The sequence below is a fragment of the Streptomyces sp. 549 genome (genome assembly GCF_030124175.1).
GTDB lineage: Bacteria > Actinomycetota > Actinomycetes > Streptomycetales > Streptomycetaceae > Streptomyces.
Genome location: NZ_JASKMT010000004.1, coordinates 229,809 through 251,541, shown reverse-complemented (window position 1 = coordinate 251,541; position 21,733 = coordinate 229,809). Strand labels below are relative to the sequence as shown.

Annotated in this window: 17 protein-coding genes; 9 read left to right on the top strand and 8 right to left on the bottom strand. The window is 72.8% G+C overall.

Translation table 11 applies throughout. The annotated features are described in order from the left end of the window. Positions 1-4: 4 nt before the first annotated feature. Together QNO07_RS07135 and pdhA are read right to left on the bottom strand one after the other, a co-directional pair. Entirely contained in the window at positions 5-991 is a 987-nt protein-coding gene (locus QNO07_RS07135) for an alpha-ketoacid dehydrogenase subunit beta (protein WP_283990775.1), read from the bottom strand. Position 992: 1 nt separating this feature from the next. Next, a complete protein-coding gene (gene pdhA / locus QNO07_RS07130) occupies positions 993-2,309 on the bottom strand; it encodes a pyruvate dehydrogenase (acetyl-transferring) E1 component subunit alpha (RefSeq protein WP_283990774.1) in 1,317 nt (438 codons plus the stop codon). Positions 2,310-2,644: 335 nt separating this feature from the next. Between pdhA and QNO07_RS07125 the strand changes: the two genes are divergently transcribed. Continuing rightward, positions 2,645-3,352, top strand: a complete 708-nt coding sequence (locus QNO07_RS07125) for a response regulator (RefSeq protein ID WP_283990773.1) — start codon at positions 2,645-2,647, stop codon at positions 3,350-3,352. Between the two features lie 101 nt (positions 3,353-3,453). Here the strand turns inward: QNO07_RS07125 and QNO07_RS07120 are convergent, their stop codons facing one another. After that, a complete protein-coding gene (locus QNO07_RS07120) occupies positions 3,454-4,434 on the bottom strand; it encodes a phosphotransferase enzyme family protein (RefSeq protein WP_283990898.1) in 981 nt (326 codons plus the stop codon). Between the two features lie 293 nt (positions 4,435-4,727). Then, positions 4,728-6,380 carry a protein kinase domain-containing protein gene (locus tag QNO07_RS07115; RefSeq protein ID WP_283990772.1) on the bottom strand — a complete coding sequence of 551 codons (1,653 nt, stop codon included), beginning with the start codon at positions 6,378-6,380 and terminating at the stop codon, positions 4,728-4,730. Positions 6,381-6,659: 279 nt separating this feature from the next. On the opposite strand from QNO07_RS07115, the gene QNO07_RS07110 reads away from it, so the two are divergent. From QNO07_RS07110 to QNO07_RS07100, 3 genes are all read left to right on the top strand, one after another. Then, a complete protein-coding gene (locus tag QNO07_RS07110) occupies positions 6,660-8,369 on the top strand; it encodes a protein kinase domain-containing protein (protein WP_283990770.1) in 1,710 nt (569 codons plus the stop codon). Between the two features lie 320 nt (positions 8,370-8,689). Next, complete coding sequence (locus QNO07_RS07105; protein WP_283990769.1) at positions 8,690-9,406, top strand: GntR family transcriptional regulator; 717 nt, start codon at positions 8,690-8,692, stop codon at positions 9,404-9,406. Next, positions 9,403-10,704: an MFS transporter gene (locus tag QNO07_RS07100; protein ID WP_283990767.1), complete on the top strand. Its 1,302-nt coding sequence runs from the start codon at positions 9,403-9,405 to the stop codon at positions 10,702-10,704. Before QNO07_RS07105 ends, QNO07_RS07100 begins: the two co-directional genes overlap by 4 nt. Before the next feature lie 76 nt (positions 10,705-10,780). Here the strand turns inward: QNO07_RS07100 and QNO07_RS07095 are convergent, their stop codons facing one another. Further along, entirely contained in the window at positions 10,781-11,611 is an 831-nt protein-coding gene (locus tag QNO07_RS07095; RefSeq protein ID WP_283990765.1) for a maleylpyruvate isomerase family mycothiol-dependent enzyme, read from the bottom strand. A gap of 158 nt (positions 11,612-11,769) precedes the next feature. Between QNO07_RS07095 and QNO07_RS07090 the strand changes: the two genes are divergently transcribed. The 4 genes from QNO07_RS07090 (at position 11,770) to QNO07_RS07075 (ending at position 16,730) form a co-directional block, all read left to right on the top strand. After that, entirely contained in the window at positions 11,770-12,552 is a 783-nt protein-coding gene (locus QNO07_RS07090; protein ID WP_283990764.1) for a carbon-nitrogen family hydrolase, read from the top strand. Positions 12,553-13,029: 477 nt separating this feature from the next. Beyond that, on the top strand, positions 13,030-13,470 hold the full coding sequence (locus QNO07_RS07085; protein WP_283990763.1) for a DoxX family protein: 441 nt from the start codon (positions 13,030-13,032) through the stop codon (positions 13,468-13,470). Positions 13,471-13,707: 237 nt separating this feature from the next. After that, a complete protein-coding gene (locus QNO07_RS07080) occupies positions 13,708-14,667 on the top strand; it encodes a TIGR03885 family FMN-dependent LLM class oxidoreductase (RefSeq protein WP_283990762.1) in 960 nt (319 codons plus the stop codon). After that, positions 14,664-16,730, top strand: a complete 2,067-nt coding sequence (locus QNO07_RS07075; RefSeq protein ID WP_283990761.1) for a glycoside hydrolase family 15 protein — start codon at positions 14,664-14,666, stop codon at positions 16,728-16,730. Before QNO07_RS07080 ends, QNO07_RS07075 begins: the two co-directional genes overlap by 4 nt. Before the next feature lie 116 nt (positions 16,731-16,846). Here the strand turns inward: QNO07_RS07075 and QNO07_RS07070 are convergent, their stop codons facing one another. Beyond that, positions 16,847-17,257 carry a hypothetical protein gene (locus tag QNO07_RS07070; protein WP_283990760.1) on the bottom strand — a complete coding sequence of 137 codons (411 nt, stop codon included), beginning with the start codon at positions 17,255-17,257 and terminating at the stop codon, positions 16,847-16,849. Beyond that, positions 17,250-17,906: a class I SAM-dependent methyltransferase gene (locus QNO07_RS07065; RefSeq protein ID WP_283990759.1), complete on the bottom strand. Its 657-nt coding sequence runs from the start codon at positions 17,904-17,906 to the stop codon at positions 17,250-17,252. The genes QNO07_RS07070 and QNO07_RS07065 overlap by 8 nt, the downstream gene beginning before the upstream one ends. Positions 17,907-18,206: 300 nt before the next feature. On the opposite strand from QNO07_RS07065, the gene QNO07_RS07060 reads away from it, so the two are divergent. Then, positions 18,207-20,078, top strand: a complete 1,872-nt coding sequence (locus tag QNO07_RS07060; RefSeq protein ID WP_283990758.1) for an NHL domain-containing thioredoxin family protein — start codon at positions 18,207-18,209, stop codon at positions 20,076-20,078. Positions 20,079-20,386: 308 nt separating this feature from the next. Here the strand turns inward: QNO07_RS07060 and QNO07_RS07055 are convergent, their stop codons facing one another. Next, entirely contained in the window at positions 20,387-21,691 is a 1,305-nt protein-coding gene (locus tag QNO07_RS07055; RefSeq protein ID WP_283990757.1) for a M18 family aminopeptidase, read from the bottom strand. Between the last annotated feature and the right edge of the window lie 42 nt (positions 21,692-21,733).

The window sequence follows — 21,733 nt, the reverse complement described above, 5'->3', positions numbered from 1 at the left end:
CCTCTCAGTACGCCAGTGCGCGGTCGACGGCGTCGAGTACCCGGTCCAGGCCGGGCAGGTACTCGTCCTCCAGCCGGGCCGGCGGGTAGGGCGCGTGGTAGCCGCCGACGCGGAGCACCGGCGCCTCCAGGTGGTAGAAGCACCGCTCGGTGATGCGGGCGGCGATCTCCGAGCCGGAGCCCAGGAACACCGGTGCCTCGTGCACCACCACCAGTCTGCCGGTCTTCTCCACCGAGCTCTGGATCGTGTCGAAGTCCATCGGGGAGATCGACCGCAGGTCGACCACCTCCAGCGACTTGCCCTCCTCCTCGGCGGCTGCCGCCACCTCCAGGCAGGTCTTCACCATCGGCCCGTAGGCGACCAGGGTGAGGTCGCTGCCGGTCCGGGCGACGCGGGCCTTGTGCAGCGGGTGGGGGATGGCGGAGGTGTCGACCTCGCCCTTGTCCCAGTAGCGGCGCTTCGGCTCGAAGAAGATGACCGGGTCGTCGCTCTCGATGGCCTGCTGCATCATCCAGTAGGCGTCGGCCGAGTTCGAGGGCGAGACGCACTTCAGGCCCGCGACGTGCGCGAACAGCGCCTCGGGCGACTCGCTGTGGTGCTCGACCGCGCCGATGCCGCCCGCGTAGGGGATGCGGATGACGACGGGCATGCGGACCTTGCCGAGCGCACGGGCGTGCATCTTGGCGAGCTGGGTGACGATCTGGTCGTAGGCGGGGAAGACGAACCCGTCGAACTGGATCTCCACCACCGGGCGGTAGCCGCGCAGCGCCAGGCCGATCGCGGTGCCCACGATGCCGGACTCGGCGAGCGGGGTGTCGATGACGCGGTCCTCGCCGAAGTCCTTCTGCAGGCCGTCGGTGACCCGGAAGACGCCGCCGAGCTTGCCGACGTCCTCACCCATGATCAGGACCTTGGGGTCGTTCTCCAACGCGGTGCGCAGCGACTCGTTGATCGCCTTCGCGATGGGCAGCTTGCTGGTGTTCCCGGCCATGTCAGTTGCCCTCCTCGTCGGTGAAGGACGCCAGGTACTCGGCGAACTGGGCGCGCTCCTCGTCGACGAGCGCGTGGCCGTCGGCGTAGACGTTCTCGAAGATGGCCATGGTGTCGGGGTCGGGCATGTTGCGGATCTTCTCCCGCACCTGCTGACCCAGCTCCTCGCTCTCGGTCTCCAGGGCGGCGAAGAACGCCTCGTCGGCCAGCCCCTCCTTCTCCAGGTAGGCGCGCAGGCGCAGGATCGGGTCCTTCGCCTCCCACGCCACCCGCTCGTCGTCGGCGCGGTAGCGCGACGGGTCGTCGGAGGTGGTGTGGGCGCCCATCCGGTAGGTGAACGCCTCGACCAGCATCGGGCCCTGCCCGGACCGGGCGTGCTGGAGCGCGGCCCGCGTCACGGCCAGCACCGCGAGCACGTCGTTGCCGTCGACCCGCACACCGGGGAAGCCGTAGCCCCGGGCGCGCTGGTAGATCGGCACCCGGGACTGCTTCTCGGTGGGCTCGGAGATCGCCCACTGGTTGTTCTGGCAGAAGAACACCACCGGCGCGTTGTACACGGCCGAGAAGGTGAACGCCTCCGCCACGTCGCCCTGGCTGGACGCGCCGTCACCGAAGTAGGCGACGACGGCCGAGTCGGCCCCGTCCTTGGCGACACCCATCGCGTAACCGGTGGCGTGCAGGGTCTGCGAGCCGATGACGATGGTGTAGAGGTGGAAGTTGTTGCTGTTGGGGTCCCAGCCGCCGTTGTTCACGCCGCGGAACATGCCCAGCAGGTTCGCCGGGTCCACGCCCCGGCACCACGCGACGCCGTGCTCGCGGTAGGTCGGGAAGACGTAGTCGTCGTCCCGCAGGGCCCGCGCCGAGCCGATCTGGGCGGCCTCCTGGCCGAGCAGCGACGCCCACAGGCCCAGCTCGCCCTGCCGCTGCAGCGAGGTGGCCTCCGCGTCGAACCGCCGGGTCAGCACCATGTCGCGGTACAGGCCGCGCAGCTCGTCGGCGCTGAGGTCGATCGAGTAGTCCGGGTGCTCGACCCGCTCGCCCTCGGGGGTCAGCAGCTGCACCAGCTGCGGTTCGCCGTCCTGCGCCGCGGCGGCGCCCCGCGCGGCGGTGTCCGTGTCGGCCTTCGGGGCGGTCGTGCCCCGGCCCTTCGCGGGCCTGGTCGACTTCCGGGCGGCCGGCCGACTGGCGGCGGACCTGGCGGGAGCCTTGGTCGGCCCCTTCGCCGGTGCCTCAGCCGATGCCTCGGCCGGCGGCTCCGCCGTTGTGCGTGTGGTGCTGCGGCGCGCCTTGTCGCGCGCAGCAGTGCTTTCCACGGTCACGAGTGCTCCTCCGTCTGTCCGGCCCCCGGGGTCTTCCGGATGAGCCAGTGCGGCTCGCCCGGTGCCGCTGCGGCGCACGGGGTGGGTGCGGCGCGGACGGACCGAGCGGTGACAGTGTCCCGTTCGACGGCCCGCTGGAGAGCACGTTACCCAGTAACCCCACAGTGGTGGGAAACCGTTCTGACCTGCAATTTTCCTTGGAAATCCAAGTAAATCGCGAAAGCCTGGAACATCACTGGTCACAGCCTTGCAAGCCCGAAGGACAAGCGCACGTTATCCCGGGGGGTACTTCCACGGGAAGAGCAAGCAGGGGGTCAGTATGTGAGACTGGTTTTGTGCGCGAAGACGGAAAAATCACGGTATTCCTACTGGATGATCAGGAGGACGTCCGCCGCACAGTGCGCGAGGCCCTGACGGGTGAGGGCCTGACGAGTGAGGCCCGGACAGGTGACGCCGGCATCCTCGTCGCCGGTGAGGCGGCAACCGTGGCCGAGGCGCTGGACCGCATCCCGCGCACGCAGCCGGACGTCGCCGTGCTCGACGTGCGGCTGCCCGACGGCAGCGGCATCGACGTCTGCCGGGAGATCCGCTTCCGCCACCCGCACATCCACTGCCTCATGCTGACCCCGCACCCGGACGACGAGGCGCTGTTCGACGCCGTCACCGCTGGCGCGTCCGGGCACCTGCCGAAGTCGGCGCCCGGCGAGGCCCTGCGGGCAGCAGTGCGGGAGGTGGCCGCAGGCCGGTCCCTGCTGGACCCCGCCGCCACCCAGTTCGTTCTGGAAAGGCTGCGCCAGGGCGCCCGGCCCCGCCCCGACGAGCGGCTGGGGCGCCTGACCGAGCAGGAGCGCCGCATCCTCGTCCTGATCGGCGAGGGCCTGACCAACCGGGCCATCGGCGAGCGACTGCACCTGGCGGAGAAGACGGTCAAGAACTACGTCTCCGGGCTGCTCGCCAAGCTCGGCATGGAACGCCGCGCCCAGGCCGCCGCCTACGTGGCCCGCCTCGCCCCCGACCAGCCGACCCGCCACCCCTGGCCCTGACGCCCGACGCCGCCGGGCCCGGTCCGCCGGGCCTGAGTGGCCTGGGCGGCCGGGGCGGCCTGGGCGGGAGGCTGAGTGGCTGAGTGGCTGAGCCGTCACCGTCAGTCGCAGAAGGCGGCGAGGACCTGGTCGTACTCGCGGGTCCACCAGACGACGAGGGCGGCGGCGGCCGGGAACTGCGGGTCGGCGCGGCGGTCCCTGAGCTGGTAGCGCCAGCGCAGCATCCAGAAGTCGTTGAGCCGCTCCCACCACACCCGGTGCACCGCGGCGGCCAGCTCGCCGACGTCCGCGCCCGCCGCGCGGCGGTAGGCGCGGGCGTACCGGCGGACCTTGTCCAGCTCCAGCCGGCCGTCCGGGCGCACGAAGAAGATCGCCGCCGCCCGTACCGCCTCCTCGGCGCGCGGCTGCACCGCGAGCCGGTCCCAGTCGACGATGGCCAGCGGCTCGTAGGGCGCCTCGTCCCGGTAGAGCAGGTTCAGCGGGTGGAAGTCGCCGTGCACCCAGCCGGCCACCGGCTCGGTCCCGGCCGCGGGGCGTCGGTGGCCGTGCTCGCGCAGCAGCCGCCGCCGCTCGGTCAGCCGGTGCTCGGCGAGGGCGTCGAAGGGGTCGGGGGAGCGGCGGGTGCGCACCCGCGCCAGCAGTTCGTCGATGAGGCGGTGCGTCTGCTCCGGGTCGGCGCTGGGGTGCGGGTCGCCGCCGGGCCCCGGCGACTGCGGTATCACCTGCTCCAGCCGCACGTGCACCAGGCCGAGCAGGGCGCCCAGGCGGCGCGACTGGCCGCAGGTCAGTTCGCCGCCGTCCCGGTGGCGGCCCTGCACCCAGGGGTGCAGCGCGAAGCAGCCGCCGCCGACCACCGCGACCGTGCGGCCGTCCCCCGTGGGGACCGGCGGCACCACGGGCACGCCGAGCGCGTCCAGCCGGCGGGTGGCCCGGTGCTGGCGGTCGATGGCCTCCGGGTCTCCGTCCAGGTGGTGTTTGAGGAAGAACAAGCCGCGGGTGGTGGAGATGCGGTAGCCCCGGTTCAGCAAGCCCTGGGTGAGCGGCTCACAGCTGAGCGGCTCCCCGGCGTGGAAACGGCGCATGAGGGTGGTGAGGGTGCGCGAGGGGAGCGCTCCGAGTGCTTGCACAACCGAAATGCTAGATCACCAAGAGCAATCAACCGGCTGCTTTGAGTGATGTGCTGCGCCGGGAGGGACGGATGGTGTAGAGGGGGTGCGGGGTGCTCCTGGGGCGGAAGACCGCGATGGCGTCGCCGCCGGGGAGGGGCGCAGACGCCCCGGACGTGCGGACGGCCGGCCCGTACGAGACGGGCCGGCCGTGGAGGCCGCGATGCGCGGAGACCGCTGGCCGCAGAGGCCGCGGGGAGGGGCGAGCGTCAGCCGGCGCCCTCGGGGTCGCCGCCGCCGCCCGCGACGTCCGCGCCGCCGGCGTCGGTGCCGCCCTGCGCCGCGCCGCCCTGCTGGCCGCCCTGGGCCGCGCCGCCCTCGGTCGTGCCCTGGGAGGTGCCGCCGTCGGTCGTGCCGCCGTCGGTGGTGCCCTGGGTGCCTTCGGTGGTGCCGCCGTCGACACCGCCGTCGGTCCCGCCGGAGACGGTGCCGGTGGGGTCACCGGTGGGGTCGGTCTGGGGCGGCTGCTCCGGTTCGCGCGGAGTGAACGGCGGCTGCTGCGGGGTCTCGTTCCAGTTGCCGCCCGTGGTGGGGTCCTCCTCCTCGGTCGGGGACGGGGAGGGGCTGGGCGACTCCTTCTCCGTCTCCTTCTCACTCGGAGTGGGAGAGGTCTCCGTGACGGGGTTCCGGTTCTCCTTGTTGTCGTCGCCCTGCGTGGCGAAGAAGATGCCGCCGGCGATCGCCAGCACGGCGAAGAAGGCGATCAGCGCGTACTTGACGCCGCTGCCGCCCCGGCCCCCGTCGCGGGTGCCGCCCTCGAAGCCGCCGTCGTCACGGTCCGGACGGCCCATCAGCATCGGCGGGCCGAGCTGCGAGGTGTCGCCGTGCGTCGGGTAGCGGCTGGTCTCCGCCGTGTGGTGGGGCGACATGCCGCCCGCCATCACCGCGCCGGTGTTCCACAGCCCGCCGGTGTGCCCGCCCTGCTCCTGGAGCTGGCGCAGCGCGTACTGGGCGAGGCCGCGCATCTCCTCGGCCGACTGGAAGCGGTCGTCCGGGTCCTTGGCGAGCGAGCGCATCACCAGGCCGTCCAGCTCCGGAGGCACGTCGTCGGACACCTCGGACGGCGGGACCGGGTCGTCCTGCACGTGCTGGTAGACCACGGACAGCGGCGTCTCGCCGGTGAACGGGGGACGCAGCGAGAGCAGTTCGTAGAGCAGGCAGCCGGTGGCGTAGAGGTCGGAGCGCGCGTCGACGGTCTTGCCGAGCGCCTGCTCGGGCGAGAGGTACTGCGGCGTGCCCATGACCATGCCGGTCTGCGTCATCGTCTGCGACGCGCCGTGCAGCGCGCGGGCGATGCCGAAGTCCATCACCTTGACCGCGCCGGAGTGCGTGATGATCACGTTGGCGGGCTTGATGTCGCGGTGCACGATGCCGTGCTGGTGGCTGTACGCCAGCGCCTCCAGCACCCCTGAGACGATGATCAGCGCCTGGTCCGGCGGCGGCGCCTCCGCGCTCAGCAGCAACTCGCGGATGGTCCGGCCCTCGACCAGCTCCATGACGATGTACGGCACCACGCTGCCGTCCACGGTGTCCTCGCCGGAGTCGTAGACCGCGACGACGGCGTGGTGGTTCAGGCCCGCGACGGACTGCGCCTCGCGGGTGAAGCGGGCCTTGGACACCGGGTCCTCGGCGAGGTCGGTGCGCAGCAGCTTCACGGCGACCGTCCGGCCCAGCCGCACGTCCTCGGCTGCGAAGACCTCCGCCATGCCGCCGCGGCCGAGCCTGCCGGTGAGGCGGTAGCGGCCGTCACCGACGACGCCGTTCTTCCCCCACAACTCGGGGGAGCCCAAGTCGGGGGAGCCCAAGCCGCCGCCCGTCTCGTCGGGCTCCGAAGGGCCTCCGGCGGCCTGCCTCTGTGCCATCAGTCCTCGCCGTGGTTGGAACCCCGCAGGGGCGGGAGAGCGTGTGGGGTGGTGGAAGGGGTCATCCAACCCGCTCCCGGCAGGGGCTGGCAAGTTCGGCCCAGGCACCCGCACGTATCATTTCCGAGCATGGTCGTGCATCGGGTCACGGAACGGGCAAGCAGCTTGACTCGTCACACCCCTGGGGCACACTGGCCCAGGTATCCCGATCAGTAGCAACCGTACACGCGCAGAGCCCGGTCCGTGGCTGGCCTCCGGCGCCTAGGGGGAAGCAGTCAGATGAGCGACGCAGGCGGGGAGTCGGGCAGTCCCGAGACGCACGAGGGCCGGACGGTCGGCAACGGCCGCTACCAGCTGCGGAGTCTGCTGGGCGCGGGCGGCATGGCCTCCGTGCACCTCGCCTACGACTCGGTCCTCGACCGGCAGGTCGCCGTCAAGACGCTGCACTCCGAGCTGGGCCGCGAGGCCGCCTTCCGTGAGCGGTTCCGCCGTGAGGCGCAGGCCGTCGCCAAGCTGACGCACACCAACATCGTCTCGGTCTTCGACTCCGGCGAGGACACGATGGGCGGCGCGCTGGTGCCGTACATCGTCATGGAGTACGTGGACGGCAAGCCGCTGCGCGGCCTGCTCGACGAGGACGTCGCCGAGCACGGCGCGATGCCCACCGAGAAGGCGCTGCAGATCACCGGGGACGTCCTGGCGGCCCTGGAGGCCAGCCACGAGATGAACCTCGTGCACCGCGACATCAAGCCCGGCAACGTCATGATCACCCGCCGCGGTGTGGTGAAGGTCATGGACTTCGGCATCGCCCGGGCCATGCAGTCGGGTGTGACCTCCATGACGCAGACCGGCATGGTCGTCGGCACGCCGCAGTACCTCTCGCCCGAGCAGGCGCTCGGTCGCGGCGTGGACGCCCGGTCCGACCTCTACACGGTCGGCATCATGCTGTTCGAACTGCTCACCGGACGGCTCCCGTTCGACGCGGACTCGCCGTTGGCGATCGCCTACGCGCACGTGCAGGAGGAGCCGCCGACCCCGTCGTCCATCAACCGGGCGGTGCCCCCGGCGGTCGACGCGCTGGTCGCGCGGGCGCTGCGCAAGAACCCCAACGAGCGGTTCCCCAGCGCCGAGGCGATGCTCCAGGAGTGCAGGCGCATCGGCGGTTCAGGCGCCACCGGCGGTTCCTCGCCGATCATCATCGCGGGCGGCCCGCCGGCGAACAGCGGCGCGGGTGTCGCCCAGTCGGTGTTCCCGCCGGTCAACGCGACCGGCACGCCTCCGCCGCCGACCACGATGCCGATGGGCCAGCAGGCGCCGGCCGGCTACCAGACGCCGTACGGCCCGATGCAGCCCGGTTACGGCCCCTCCACGCCGCCGCCCGGCAGCGCGATGCCGATGGGCCAGCACAACCAGCACAACCAGCACGGCTACCCGACGCCCGCCTACACCATGGCGCCGCACCAGCAGCAGCCGCAGCGCGGCGGTGGCGGCAACCGCACGGTCACCTTCATCGCGATCGCGGCGGTGACCGCCCTGGTGGTGCTGGCCGGTCTGATCGTCATCGGGATCATGGTCGGTGACGACGAGGAGCCCGAGGCACGCCCGTCCCCGTCCGCCGACGTGGGTGGCGAGCCGGCCGCCGGCACCGGCAGTGACCCGGACGACGATGACGACGACGAGAGCGCCTTCAAGGACGAGGACAAGACCAAGACGATCAACGCCGCCGAGTGCACGGAGGCCCGGGACTACTTCCAGGACCGGGACAAGGACGAGCCCCGCAAGTCGATGCCCGACCTCACCTTCAAACACCTGGACTCGGTCAAGGACTGCATCCGTGAGGCGGGTTGGGTGCTCGACCCGGACATCTCCTACGAGGACGAGAACATCTACGGCAAGAACACCGTGCTGAAGCAGTCCCCGAAGAACTACGAGGCCCTGGACCCCAAGAAGGACCAGGTCAAGCTGACGGTCTCCACCGGCAAGGGCTGACGCCCACCCGCAGCCTCCCGCCACGGCAGCCTCCACGGGCCCGGCACGCCACGCGCGTGCCGGGCCTGCGCCGTGCCACCCGCGTGACGACGCCGGTCCGCGCCCTGATGCCGCATCCCGGCCGCCGTCCGTTCCGCGGCCGTCCGCATCCCGGAATCGAGTACCGGACGCATACCTGTTGTATCTAAGGTGTGCGCATGAGGACCTCCACGCCGACCACCGCCCGTGCCGCAGCGTCCTCAGCGCCCTCAGCGCCCTCAGCGCCCTCAGCGCCCTCAGCGGGGTCTCCCGGGAAACCCCCGACCACCGCTGCCACGGCTGTGTCTCCCGCGTCTCCCGCGTCTCCCGCGTCTCCCGCGTCTCCCGCGTCGGCTGCCACGGCCGCCGGGCAGCCGCCGGCCAAGCAGCCGCCCGCCGCCGAGCGGGTCTACGCCCACGTCAAGCAGGCCGTGCTGGAACGCGACTACGCGGGCGGCGAGCTGCTCACCGAGGGTGAGCTGGCCGAGGCCGTCGGGGTGTCGCGCACACCGGTGCGCGAGGCGCTGCTGCGGCTGGAGGTGGAGGGGCTGATCCGCCTCTACCCCAAGAAGGGCGCCCTGGTGCTCCCGGTGTCCGCGCAGGAGATCGGCGACGTCGTGGAGACCCGGCTGCTCGTCGAGGAGCACGCGGTGCGCAAGGCCGTTCCCGTGCCCGCCGGGCTGGTCGAACGGCTCGGGGAACTGCTCGACCAGCAGCGCGAGCAGGCCGCAGCCGGGGACCTGGCCGAGGTCGCCGCCACCGACCGCTGCTTCCACGCCACCCTGGTGCGCAGCAGCGGCAACGAGATCCTCACCCGCCTCTACGACCAGCTGAGGGACCGCCAGCTGCGCATGGGCGTGGCCGTGATGCACGCCCATCCCGAGCGGATCGCCAAGAACATCGCCGAGCACGCCGAGATCCTCGCCGCGGTCGCCGCCGGCGACACCGACGCCGCCGTGGAAGCCGTGCACCGGCACGTCGGCTCGGTGCACCTGCTGCTGCGCGGAGAGGTGCGATGAGTTCCACGTCCGCGGTCCGCCTGCCGGGGGACCCGCCCGGTGGACGGCGGGCCGTGCTCATGTGGGGCCTGGGCGTCTCGGTCTACTTCGTCGCCATCACCTACCGGACGAGTCTGGGCGTCGCGGGCATCAACGCCGCCGAGCGGTTCGACATCAACGCCTCGGCGCTGTCGACCTTCTCCATCCTTCAACTGCTCGTCTACGCGGGCATGCAGATACCCGTCGGCCTGCTCGTCGACCGCTGGGGGACGCGCAAGGTCCTGACCCTCGGCATCGTGCTGTTCACCGCCGGCCAGTTCGGCTTCGCGCTGTCCGAGTCCTACCCGGTGGCGCTGGCCTGCCGGGCGCTGCTGGGCTGCGGCGACGCGATGACCTTCATCAGCGTGCTGCGCCTGGGCTCGCGCTGGTTCCCCGCCAAGCGCGGGCCGCTCATCGGGCAGGTCGCCGGACTCATCGGCATGTCCGGCAACCTCGTCACCACCCTGCTGCTGGCCCGGGTGCTGAACACCTTCGGCTGGACGCCGACGTTCGCCGGCAGCGCGGCCGGCGGCCTGCTCGTCCTCGTCCTCGTCCTGGCGTTCCTCAAGGACCACCCCGAGGGCCACGGCCCGCCTCCCGTCCGGCGCACCGGCGGCGGCTACGTGCGGCGGCAGATCGGGGACGCCTGGCGGGAGCCCGGCACCCGCCTGGGCATGTGGGTGCACTTCACCACCCAGTTCCCGGCGATGGTCTTCCTGCTGCTGTGGGGGCTGCCGTTCCTGGTCCGCGCGCAGGGCCTGACGGTCGCCGACGCGGGCGCGCTGCTCACCGTCGTCGTGCTGTCCAACATGGCCGTCGGGCTGGTCTACGGGCAGGTCATCGCCCGCCACCACCGGGCCAGGGCGCCGATCGCACTGGGCACGGTCGCCGCCACCGCCGTCGTGTGGGGCGCGGTGCTCGCCTGGCCGGGACGGGCGCCGCTGTGGGCGCTGGTCGTGCTGTGCGTGGTGCTGGGAGCGTGCGGGCCGGCGTCCATGGTCGGCTTCGACTTCGCCCGCCCGGCCAACCCGCCGGAGCGGCAGGGCACCGCCTCGGGCATCGTCAACATGGGCGGCTTCACCGCCTCGATGACCACGCTGCTCGCCGTCGGCGTGCTGCTCGACCTCACCGGCGACAACTTCCGCATCGCCTTCGCCAGTGTCTTCCTGCTGCAGGCGCTCGGCGTCAGCCAGATCCTGCGCCTGCGGCGGCAGGCGGACCGGCGGGAACGCGAGCGCCTCGTCGCCAGCCGCGTCGAGGCGGTGCACGTGCCGGTGTGAACACCGGGGCGCACGCCGGTGCGCCGCCGGTGCGAGCGCCGCGTTCCGTGCCCGGGAGGCGGCGCTGCGGACGGGGTTACGGCGTGACGGCGAAGTTGTCCAGGATGGCGTCGGCGAGGCCGGGGTCACCCTCGATCTTGACGCGGTCCCGTACGGCTCCCGGCCGGACCCGGCCGCAGGCCAGCCGCACATACGTCTCCCAGTCCAGGGAGAAGGTCACCAGCGGGCCGAGCGAGGGGCTGCCGGTCACGCTGCCGCGCCCGTCGTGGTCCACGCGGACCGTGCGCAGGAACTCCACCGGGCCGCTCACGTCGAACACCACCGCCGAGTTCGCCGGAGCCGACGCGCGCTTGGCGACGACCTTCGGCAGCCCGGAAAGCAGCACGTCCCGCGCGATCAGCGCGCCGGGCGCGTCCAGTCCACCCGGCTTCCCCACCGCGCGCCGCAGATCCTGCTCGTGCACCCACACGTCGAACGCCCGCATCCGCAACTGCTGTTCGAGGGTGATCTCCTCGCGGCCCGGCAGCACCGATCGCACCACCGCGTCCGGCTGCCGCTTCTCGTTGCGCAGCTGCCGGGAGCGGCGGATCACCGTGTACTCCAGCTCGCTGGTCATCTCCGGGCCGGTGTGATGCCGCCTCACATCGACCTGCACCTCCATGTACCGGCTCGTCTCGTCCGTCACGTGGAACAGGTCGCGGGGCAGCGTGTGAATGGGCCTCGGGTCGCCGAGCAGCTCGCACTCGATGCCGATGACGTGCGACACCACGTCGCGCACCGACCAGTACGGGCACTCGGTGGGCCGGTTCCACTCGCCCTCGACGAGCGGCCTCACCAGCTCCGATATGGCCTCGATGGAGTGAGTCCAGGCGTCAACATAGGGCTGAAGGCGTGGATGCTCGGTCACAGGACCCCTCATGGCAGCGGTGCGGATCGATCGTTCGCGGGTGTGGGTGCTCTCAAGTTAGTCTGCGGACAGGCACCCCGGCAGTGCTTTTGAGTGACGATCGTAGGACGCTTTGACGGGGGGTGTTTAACCCCCTCGGACCCACGGACGGTGGTACGGTGCGCGCTTCCCTGATCCAGATCGGTGTGGACCCGGACGAGTCGGTCACCTCGCGCCGGGAACGCGCCGCCGCGCTGGTCCGCGAGCAGTCCGCCGCCGACCTGGTGGTACTGCCGGAACTGTGGCCCGTCGGGGCCTTCGCCTTCGACCTCTTCGAGGAGGCGGCCGAGTCCGCCGCCGAGGGGCCGACGGCGGTGACGATGGCTCAGGCGGCGCGCGACGCGGGCGTGTGGTTGCACGCGGGGTCGGTCGTGGAGCGCACGGCCGGAGGCGAACTGTTCAACACCGCGCTGGTGTTCGCGCCCGACGGCACGCTCGCCGCCACCTACCGCAAGATCCACCGCTTCGGCTTCGACCGGGGCGAGGCCACCTTGATGTCGGCCGGGAGTGCGCCGGTCACCGTGGCCGCCGCAGGTGCCCGGTTGGGCCTGGCCACCTGCTACGACCTGCGCTTCCCCGAACTCTTCCGGGCACTGACCGACGGCGGCGCGCAACTGCTCGTGGTGGCCGCCGGCTGGCCCGAGAAGCGGGCCGAGCACTGGAACCTGCTGGCCCGGGCACGCGCGGTGGAGAACCAGGCGTACGTCCTGGCGTGCGGCACCGCAGGCAGCCACGCCGGGGTGCCGCAGGCCGGCCGCAGCGCGATCATCGCCCCCTGGGGCGAGACGCTGGCGGAGGCGCCCGACGCGACCGAACAGGTCGTCACGGCCGAGCTGGACCTGGGTGAACTGGCGCGGGTGCGCGAGGAGTTCCCGGTCCTGAAGGACCGCGTCCTGCGCTGATCCACCGGGCGCGCCCGGTGCGGTCTGGTTGAGGGGTGGTGCGGTCGGCGGACCGGCGGCGGAGTCGAGTGGGGCTCCATCGGCTGTCCCGGGCTGCCGCCTGACGATGCGTGCGTTCCCGTCCCGGTCGTTCCTCTTCCCCTTCCCCTTCGCCTTCGTCTTCCCCGCCGGCCCCGTCCTGCTCTCCCGTCCCCGTGCTGTCCGGCGCCGCATGCGGGTGCCGCGGCCGGGCGCCGGATCGTCGTCCGACGTTCCGCCACGCGTTCCCGGTGCGACATCGCCCGGGTCATTGGTCTAGACGAATGGCCGAGCGGCTCGCTACCGTCTCAATGGGTCTAGACCACCCGGGCGATCGCTCGTCCTCGCATGCAGTCACAGCTCTTCCCCACTCCCAGGAGCCCCCATGCGATCCACGATCCATCCGCACCCAGGCACCCCCGCACCCGTCCGCCACCCCGTGCAGGGGAGGGCCGCCGCGTGAAGTTCCTCGACGCCTCCCGTGACCACGTCCTCGGCGTCTACCGCATCGTCATCGGCCTGCTCTTCGCCTGCCACGGCGCCGCCACGCTCTTCGGCGTGCTCGGCGGCGCGCACGGCACGGCGCCCGCCGTCGGCCAGTGGCCGGGCTGGTGGGCCGCGGTCATCCAGCTCGTCGGCGGCGCGCTGGTGCTGGCCGGCCTCGGCACCAGGGCCGCGGCCCTGGTGTGCTCCGGCTCGATGGCCTACGCCTACTTCGTCAAGCACCAGTCCGCCGGGCTGTTCCCGATGGAGAACGGTGGTGAACCGGCCGCACTGTTCTGCTGGTCGTTCCTGCTGATCGCCGCCCTCGGCCCCGGACGCTGGGCCGTGGAAGGCCTGCGCTCCCGCTCCGAGGCCCGCGCCCCGCGCCGGGCCGGGGACGGAGTCCTCGTCGGCTGACCGGCCGGCCTCCGCCCGGCGGGCCGCCGTCCCCGCGCTGCGGGAACGGCGGCCCGCCGTCGTTCCCGCCCCTGCCCGCCGCACCGGCGCCCACCGCACCCGCCCACTGCCCCCGACCACCGGCTACCTCCGGTTCGTCCACGTTTGAGTCGGCCCGCTGCGGACACCGGAGAGGGACCGACCCGCCCGCCCGCGCACCGACGCGGACGAGCCCGACGGAGAGCGGAGGAGACGACGGTGACGGAGTACGGCTTTCACGCGTCCCACGAGCAGTTCACGCCGCGAGACCTGCTGGAGGCGCTGCGCGGCGCCGAGGCCGCCGGGTTCAGCAGCGGGATGTGCTCCGACCACTTCGAACCCTGGAGCTCCCGGCAGGGCCAGTCCGGTCACGCCTGGTCGTGGCTGGGCTCCGCGCTGGAGGCCACCGCGCTGCCCATGGGCGTGGTCTCCGCGCCCGGCCAGCGCCACCACCCCGCGATGCTCGCCCAGTCCGCCGCCACACTCAGCCAGATGTACCCGGGCCGCCTGTGGGTGGCGCTCGGCAGCGGCCAGGCACTCAACGAGCACATCACCGGCGACGGCTGGCCGCCCAAGGATGTCCGCACCCGCCGGCTGGCCGAGTGCGCCGAGATCATGCGGGCCCTGCTGGCCGGGGAGACCGTCACCCACGACGGCCTGGTCCGCGTCCAGCAGGCGAAACTGTGGACGCTGCCCGACCGTCCGCCGCCGCTCTACGCAGCCGCCGTCACCCCCCGGACGGCGACGAAGGTCGCCGCCTGGGCCGACGGCCTGATCACCGTCAACCAGCCCGACGACGCCCACCGCGACACGCTGCGCGCCTACCGGGAGGCGGGCGGCCGCGGCCCGGCGGTGCTCCAGGCGCACCTGTCCTACGACCGGGACCGCGACGCCGCACTCGCCGCCGCCCACGACCAGTGGCGCGAGGTGGTGCTCGGCAGCGACGTCGGATGGGAGATCAGCCGTCCCGAGCACTTCGAGCAGGCCGCCCGCTTCCTCACGCCGTCCGACGTGGAGCCCTCCGTGCACGTCTCCGCGGACCTGAAGGAGCACGCCGCCTGGCTGTCCGCCCAGGGCGAGTCGGGCTTCGACCGGGTCATGATCCACCAGGTCGGCCCGGACCAGGTGGGCTTCGTCGAGACGTTCGGCGAGCACGTACTGCCGGAGCTGATGCTGTGAACACCGTGCACCCCGTAAACACCGCGAACCCCGTCAACAGCGCGAACACCGCCCCCCACTCCTCCTCCGCCGACGACACCGGGTCCGGGTCCGGGTTTCCGCCGATCAGCGAGTACGCCTTCCTCTCCGACTGCCACACCGCCGCCCTGCTGGGCCCGGACGGGACCGTCGAGTGGATGTGCACGCCGCGCTTCGACGGGCCCAGCCTGTTCGGCCGCATGCTGGACCGCTCGGCCGGCGGCTGGGAGCTGCGGATCGACGACGGCGTGGCGCCCACGTCCCGCGACTACCTGCCCGACTCCCTCGTGCTGGAGACCCGCTGGGAGACCGCCCGCGGCACAGTCGTCGCGCACGACTTCCTGGCCGTGCAGCCGCCGGGCGCGGCCGGCGACCGGGGCATCGTGGCCCGCGGCGTGCTCGTCCGCCTGGTCCGCTGCGTCGCCGGACGCGCCACCGTGCGCTTCCGGGTCGAGGGCCGCCCCGACTACGGCCGCGGGCGGGTCCGGTGGAGCCGTGGCGGCGAGGTCCTCTCCGGCGAGGTGCTGCCAGGCGACGGGGCCGGTCGGGAGCAGCCCGGTGACGGGCAGCCCGCCCAGGACGGGCTGTGGCTGTCCGGCGAACCCCGCCCGGCCGCCGCCGACTCCGCCGACTCCGCAGACTCCGCCGACTCCGCCGACTCCACCGACGACAAGGCGAACGCTGACGGCCCCCGCGACGGGGACGGGTCCGCCGACGCGGTGTCGCAGGCCGAACTGACCGCCGGGGACGCCGCCGTGCTGGCGCTGGACTACCGGGGCGGGCCGGGCCGCCGGGTGGACCGCGGCGCGGCCGAACGCATGCTGGAGGAGACGCAGGCCGCGTGGCGCGCCTGGGCGGACCGGGCCGAGTACCAGGGCGCGGCGGCGCACCACGTACGGCGCAGCGCGCTGGTGCTGCGGGGCCTGCTGTCGGAGGAGACGGGAGGGCTGCTGGCCGCCCCCACCACGTCGCTCCCGGAGTGGATCGGCGGACAGCGCAACTGGGACTACCGGTACGTCTGGCACCGGGACGCGTCGCTGATCGTGCTCGTCCTGATGCGGCTCGGACACGAGGAGGAGGCAGGCCGCTACCTGCACTTCCTGATGGAACGGGCCCGCGGCGAGGAGGACCGGCTGGAACCCGTCATCAGCCTCGACGGCAGCCACGACATCGGGGAACGCACCCTCGACCACCTCCAGGGCTACGCCAACTCCAGGCCCGTGCGGACCGGCAACGAGGGGCAGCACCAGCACCAGCTGTGCAGCTACGGGCACGTCCTCGACGCCGCGTACGTGTACCAGCAGGTCACCGGCGGGCTCACCGCGGCGGAGATCCGCGAGGCGCGCCTGCTGGTGGACGTGTGCGCCCGGCGCTGGCGGGAGAAGGACCACGGCATCTGGGAGGTCAGGGACGAACCGCGGCACTGGACCTACTCCAAGCTGTGGTCCTGGGTCTGCCTGGACCGGGGGATCAAGCTCGCCGAGCTGTGCGGCGACCGCGACGCGCCGCTCGACCGGTGGCGCCGCGACCGCGACGCCGTCCGCGCGGACCTGCTGCGGCACTGCTATGACGAGGAGCTGGGCACCTTCGTCCAGTCCTACGGGGCCGCCAATGTGGACGCGTCGATCCTGCAACTGCCCATGACGGGCCTGCTGCCCGGCGACGACCCCCGCATGGTGTCCACCATCGACCGGGTGATCGAGGAACTCGGCGAGGGCGACTTCCTCATCCACCGCTACGACCCCGAGGCCACCGGCGACGGACTGGGCACCCCGGAGGGCGCCTTCCTGATGTGCTCCTTCGACCTGGTGTCGGCCCTGGTGCTGGCCGGTCGGGTGGACGAGGCGAGCGAGCGCTTCCAGGCGCTGTGCGCCAGCGCGGGACGGCTGGGGCTGCTGTCGGAGGAGATGACCGCCGACGGCACGTTCCTCGGCAACTTCCCGCAGGCGTTCACCCACCTGGCGCTGGTCGAGGCCGCGATGAACCTGGACGAGGCCGACGGCGGCGACGCCCTGCACGCCTGGGCCAAGGACCGCGACCGCTGACCGCCGGCGGGTCCTGCCGCAGACCGGTCCCTGGACCGGCCGGTCCAGGGACCGGGCCCACGCGGGCACCCGTCCCCCGCGTGGGCCCGGGGTCGCACCGGTCCGGGGCGCCTCCCCTACCCCAGCGACTCCCAGGCGGGGAGGGGGAGCACCAGCGGATCGCGTGGACAGCTTCCGTCCCTGATCCGCTGGTTCCCGATGCGCCCGCCGACGTGACTCAGCAGGTGGCCGTTCCGGCGGAAGTACAGCTCCGCGTCGCCTCGCCGCACCGCGCCGATGGCCTCGGCGAGGTCGTCGAGTGCGCTGCGGTCCTCCGGCGTCCAGTCGTACTCCGACCACTTGTGGTGGTCCACCCACAGCACAGCCGTGTCCTCCGCGTACACGACGACGAGGGTGGCGCCCTCACCCGCGGTGTGCAGCACGCACTCGTGCGGGGACTCGACCAACTTGACGCCGTGTGCGGCGGCGGCCTCCCGGCAGATCACCACCGCCGGGTGCGTCGCGCCGCCGCCAGCCGTCTCACCCACGCGGATGCTCACTCCCCGCCCGCATCAGCAGATGGCCCCGGCGGAACCGCTCACCCTCGCGCGGCTCGCGCAGCATCCGCCCGATCTCGGTGAAGCCGGCCTCACGCGCCAGTCCCGCGAGGTCGTCGATCGGCCATCGGAAGGCGGTCGTCACCTTGTGGTCGAACGGCGTGGTCGGCTCACCCTCCGACTCGAAGAAACCGAGCAGGAGGGTTCCGCCGGGCGCGAGTACGCGACGGAACTCGGCGAAGTACGCGGGCATGTCCTGCGGAGGGGCGTGAATGACCGAGTACCAGCTCACCACGCCCCGCAACCGGCCGTCGGCCAGGTCCAGAGCGTCCATGGACCCGACCTCGAACCGCAGCTCCGGGTATGCCTCGCGGGCGAGGCCGACCATCACCGGCGACAGGTCGACGCCGAAGACGTCCAGCCCCAGGTCCCGCAGGTGTGCGGTGACACGTCCAGGGCCGCATCCCAGCTCGGCGACCGGCCCGGGGCCGGTGCTCCGCACGGTCTCGGCGAACGCCGCGAGCATGGCACGGTCCAGCGGAAGGGAGTCGCACTCGTCACGGACGAGTGCGGCATAACGAACGGCGATGGCGTCGTAGGCGGCAGCCGTCGCGCGGTGGTTGGGGGAAGGTGCGTTCACAAACGATGACCCTAGAGCCGGACTTGCGCGGCCGTCAGGCAGGACCCGGACCTGACGCAGGCCTGACGCCGAACGGTCGCAGCGACGGCGTCCCTCAACGGGACGACCCGGAGCCGGGCGCAACGTTGGCGCCTCCACCGTCAGTAGTGGTAGCGGTAGCCTTGCGGGCTTCGCTCGCGGTTACGAACATGACCAAGGCCTCCCCTCAAGTGGTACCGGACAACGTACCGCTCACTACTCCTCGGCGGATGCCCGCCCAGCGTGAGCGCCCCGCCGCAGGCAGGTGGCACCCTTGACCGCATGAACGATGCCGCCTCGGCGCCCACCCCCGCGCCCGCCCCCCGCCGTGCCCGTGTCCGTGCTCCCGAGCTGGTCGGAAAGGGCGGCTGGCTGAACACCGGGGGCAAGGACCTCACCCTCGCCGACCTGCGCGGCAAGATCGTGATCGCCGACTTCTGGACCTTCTGCTGCGTGAACTGCCTGCACGTGCTGGACGAGCTGCGGGAGTTGGAGGAGAAGCACCGCGACACGGTGGTGATCGTCGGCGTGCACTCGCCGAAGTTCGTGCACGAGGCCGAGCACCAGGCCGTGGTGGACGCGGTCGAGCGGTACGGGGTGCACCACCCGGTGCTGGACGACCCGGAGCTGACCACCTGGAAGCAGTACGCCGTCCGCGCCTGGCCGACGCTGGTGGTGATCGACCCCGAGGGGTACGTCGTCGCGCAGCACGCCGGGGAGGGGCACGCGCACGCGATCGCCACCCTCGTCGCGGAGCTGGAGGCCGAGCACGCCGCGAAGGGCACTCTGCGGCGCGGCGACGGCCCGTACGTGCCGCCGGAGCCGGTCGCCGGTGACCTGCGCTTTCCCGGCAAGGCCGTGGCGCTGCCCGGCGGCACCCTGCTGGTGTCGGACTCCACGCGGCACGCGCTGGTGGAGCTGGCCGCCGACGGGGAGACGGTGCTGCGCCGCGTCGGTACCGGGCAGCGGGGCCTGACGGACGGGCCGGCCGAGCACGCCGAGTTCAGCGAGCCGCAGGGCCTGGCGCTGCTGCCGGACGGGTCGGTCGCCGTCGCGGACACCGTCAACCACGCTCTGCGGCGGTTCGTACCGGCCACGGGTGAGGTGACGACACTGGCCGGTACGGGCCGGCAGTGGTGGCAGGGCTCGCCCACCGACGGGCCGGCCCTCGACGTGGCGCTGTCCTCGCCGTGGGACGTGGCCTGGTTCGACGGGCGGCTGTGGATCGCCATGGCGGGCGTGCACCAGCTGTGGACGTACACCCCGGACGGTGACGGCGGCGCCGGGACGGTGGCCGTCGCGGCGGGCACCACCAACGAGGGGCTGGTCGACGGTCCGGCCGCGGAGGCGTGGTTCGCGCAGCCGTCCGGGCTCGCGGTGTCGGCGGACGGGGAGCGGCTGTGGATCGCGGACTCCGAGACGTCCGCGTTGCGCTGGATCGACCGGGAGGGTGCCGTGCGCACCGCCGTCGGCACGGGACTGTTCGACTTCGGGCACCGGGACGGCGACGCCGCGCAGGCACTGCTCCAGCACCCGCTGGGTGTCACCGCGCTGCCGGACGGCTCGGTCGCCGTCTGCGACACCTACAACCACGCCCTGCGGCGCTACGACCCGGCGACGGGTGAGGTGAGCACGCTCGCAACCGACCTGCGGGAGCCGTCCGCCGCGGTGCTGGACGTCTCGGACCCGCACCACATCGTCGTCGTCGAGTCCGCGCGGCACCGGCTGACCCGGCTGCGGCTGCCGGAGGAGGCGGTCCGGGTGGAGTCGGTCGCCCACCGCACGCAGCGGTCCGCCACCGAGGTGGCGTCCGGCACGCTGCGGCTGGACGTCGTCTTCCAGGCCCCGGCGGGCCAGAAGCTCGACACCCGGTACGGGCCGTCGACGCGGCTGCTGGTCAGCTCCACGCCGCCCGAGCTGCTGGTCGCCGGTTCCGGTCAGGGCACGGACCTGAGCCGGGAGCTGGAGCTGGACGCCTCGGTCGGTGAGGGCGTGCTGCACGTCTCGGCGATGGCGGCCTCCTGCGACGACGACCCGGCGAACCCGTACCCGGCCTGCCATGTGCACCAGCAGGACTGGGGGGTGCCGGTCCGGCTGACGGCCTCCGGCGCCGACCGGCTGCCACTGGTCCTGGCCGGCCTCGACGAGGGCTGAGGGGGACCGGAAGCCTGAGCGGACCGGCAGCTTGAGCGGACCGGCAGCTTGAGCGGACCAGAAGCCTGGGCGGACCAGCGGACCGAAAGAGGGGCGAACCGTTTCCGGTCCGCCCCTTCCCCCGTGCGCTCCACTCTGCTGGCCGATCTTCACAGTCGTGTCATGGACACTTCCCGGCCTGGAGACAGCTAACGGAACCGGAGCCTCAGCATCCGGCTGGCTGCACCGGCTGCACCGGCTGCACCGGCTGCACCGGCTGCACCGGCTGCACCGGATGTCTCATGCCCACGCCGCGCCCTGGGCGGGGGTCAGCCCGCCAGGAAGGCGGTGAGGGCGGCGGTGAGCATGGCAGGGTCGGCGGCGCCGGCCAGTTCGCGGGCGGAGTGCATGGAGAGGATGGCCACCCCGATGTCGACCGTGGTGATGCCGTGCCGGGCGGCGGTGATGGGGCCGATCGTCGTCCCGCAGGGCATGCCGTTGTTGGAGACGAAGCTCTGCCAGGGCACCCCCGCCTTCTCGCAGGCGGTGGTGAACAGGGCGCGTCCGGCGCCGTCGGTGGCGTAGCGCTGGTTGACGTTGACCTTGAGGATCGGGCCGCCGTTGGGCATCGGGTGGTGCGTGGGGTCGTGCCGCTCGGCGTAGTTGGGATGCACGGCGTGCCCGGTGTCGGAGGACAGGCAGACCGTCCCGGCCCAGGCGCGGGCCCGGTCCTGGAGGTCGCCGCCGCGCACGAACACCGAGCGTTCCAGCACGTTGCCCAGCAGTGGCCCGTCGGCGCCGGTGTCGGACTGGCTGCCGTTCTCCTCGTGGTCGAACGCGGCGAGCACCGGGATGTACGGCAGCGGCTGACCGGCGGCCTCGGCGGTCGCGGCGGCGGCCAGCGCCACGGCGCCGGCGTGCACCGACAGCAGGTTGTCCATGCGGGGCCCGGCGACCAGTTCGCGGTCACGGCCCAGGTAGGCGGGCGGCTCGACGCTGTGCACCATGAGGTCCCAGCCGGCGACGTCCGCCGCCGCGAGGCCGGCCTCCTGGGCGAGGAAGGCGATCAGGTCGCCCTCGTGCGGGTCGCCCAGGCCCCAGATCGGTGTCATGTGGCGCTGCCGGTCCAGCTTCAGGCCGTCGTTGACCTGCCGGTCGAGGTGCACGGCCAGCTGCGGCACCCGCAGCAGCGGCCGGTCGACGTTGACCAGCCGGGTGGAGCCGTCCCGCAGTGTGAGGCGGCCGGCGAGCCCGAGGTCGCGGTCCAGCCAGGTGTTGAGCAGGGTGCCGCCGTAGACCTCGACGGCGACCTGCCGCCAGCCGTGCGCGCCCGCGTCGGGGGAGGGCTTCACCCGCAGGTTGGGGGAGTCGGTGTGCGCGCCGACGATGCGGAAGGGCGTGGCGGGGCCGGCGCCGCGCGGCACGTGCCAGGCGATGAGCGCGCCGCCGCGGAGGACGATGCGGCCCCCCGGTTCGGCGTCCCAGGCGTCGGTCTCGGACACCTGCCGGAAGCCGGCCTTCTCCAGCCGTGCCGCGGTGTTGGCGACGGCGTGGTACGGGGTGGGGGACGCCGCGAGGAACGCCATCAGGTCATCGGTGTGGCCGCGGTCGAACCCGGCGGGGAGTTGCTGCATGCCGTCCAATATACGAACGGGCGGGGCTCCGCCTCCCCCGAC

What these genes read in the sequence shown, in the direction of transcription:
- QNO07_RS07060 (WP_283990758.1), top strand. Translation starts at nt 18,207, where the DNA reads ATGAACGATGCCGCCTCGGCGCCCACCCCCGCGCCCGCCCCCCGCCGT.
- QNO07_RS07120 (WP_283990898.1), bottom strand. Translation starts at nt 4,434, where the DNA reads ATGCGCCGTTTCCACGCCGGGGAGCCGCTCAGCTGTGAGCCGCTCACC.
- QNO07_RS07135 (WP_283990775.1), bottom strand. Translation starts at nt 991, where the DNA reads ATGGCCGGGAACACCAGCAAGCTGCCCATCGCGAAGGCGATCAACGAG.
- QNO07_RS07115 (WP_283990772.1), bottom strand. Translation starts at nt 6,380, where the DNA reads ATGGCACAGAGGCAGGCCGCCGGAGGCCCTTCGGAGCCCGACGAGACG.
- QNO07_RS07100 (WP_283990767.1), top strand. Translation starts at nt 9,403, where the DNA reads ATGAGTTCCACGTCCGCGGTCCGCCTGCCGGGGGACCCGCCCGGTGGA.
- QNO07_RS07055 (WP_283990757.1), bottom strand. Translation starts at nt 21,691, where the DNA reads ATGCAGCAACTCCCCGCCGGGTTCGACCGCGGCCACACCGATGACCTG.
- QNO07_RS07110 (WP_283990770.1), top strand. Translation starts at nt 6,660, where the DNA reads ATGAGCGACGCAGGCGGGGAGTCGGGCAGTCCCGAGACGCACGAGGGC.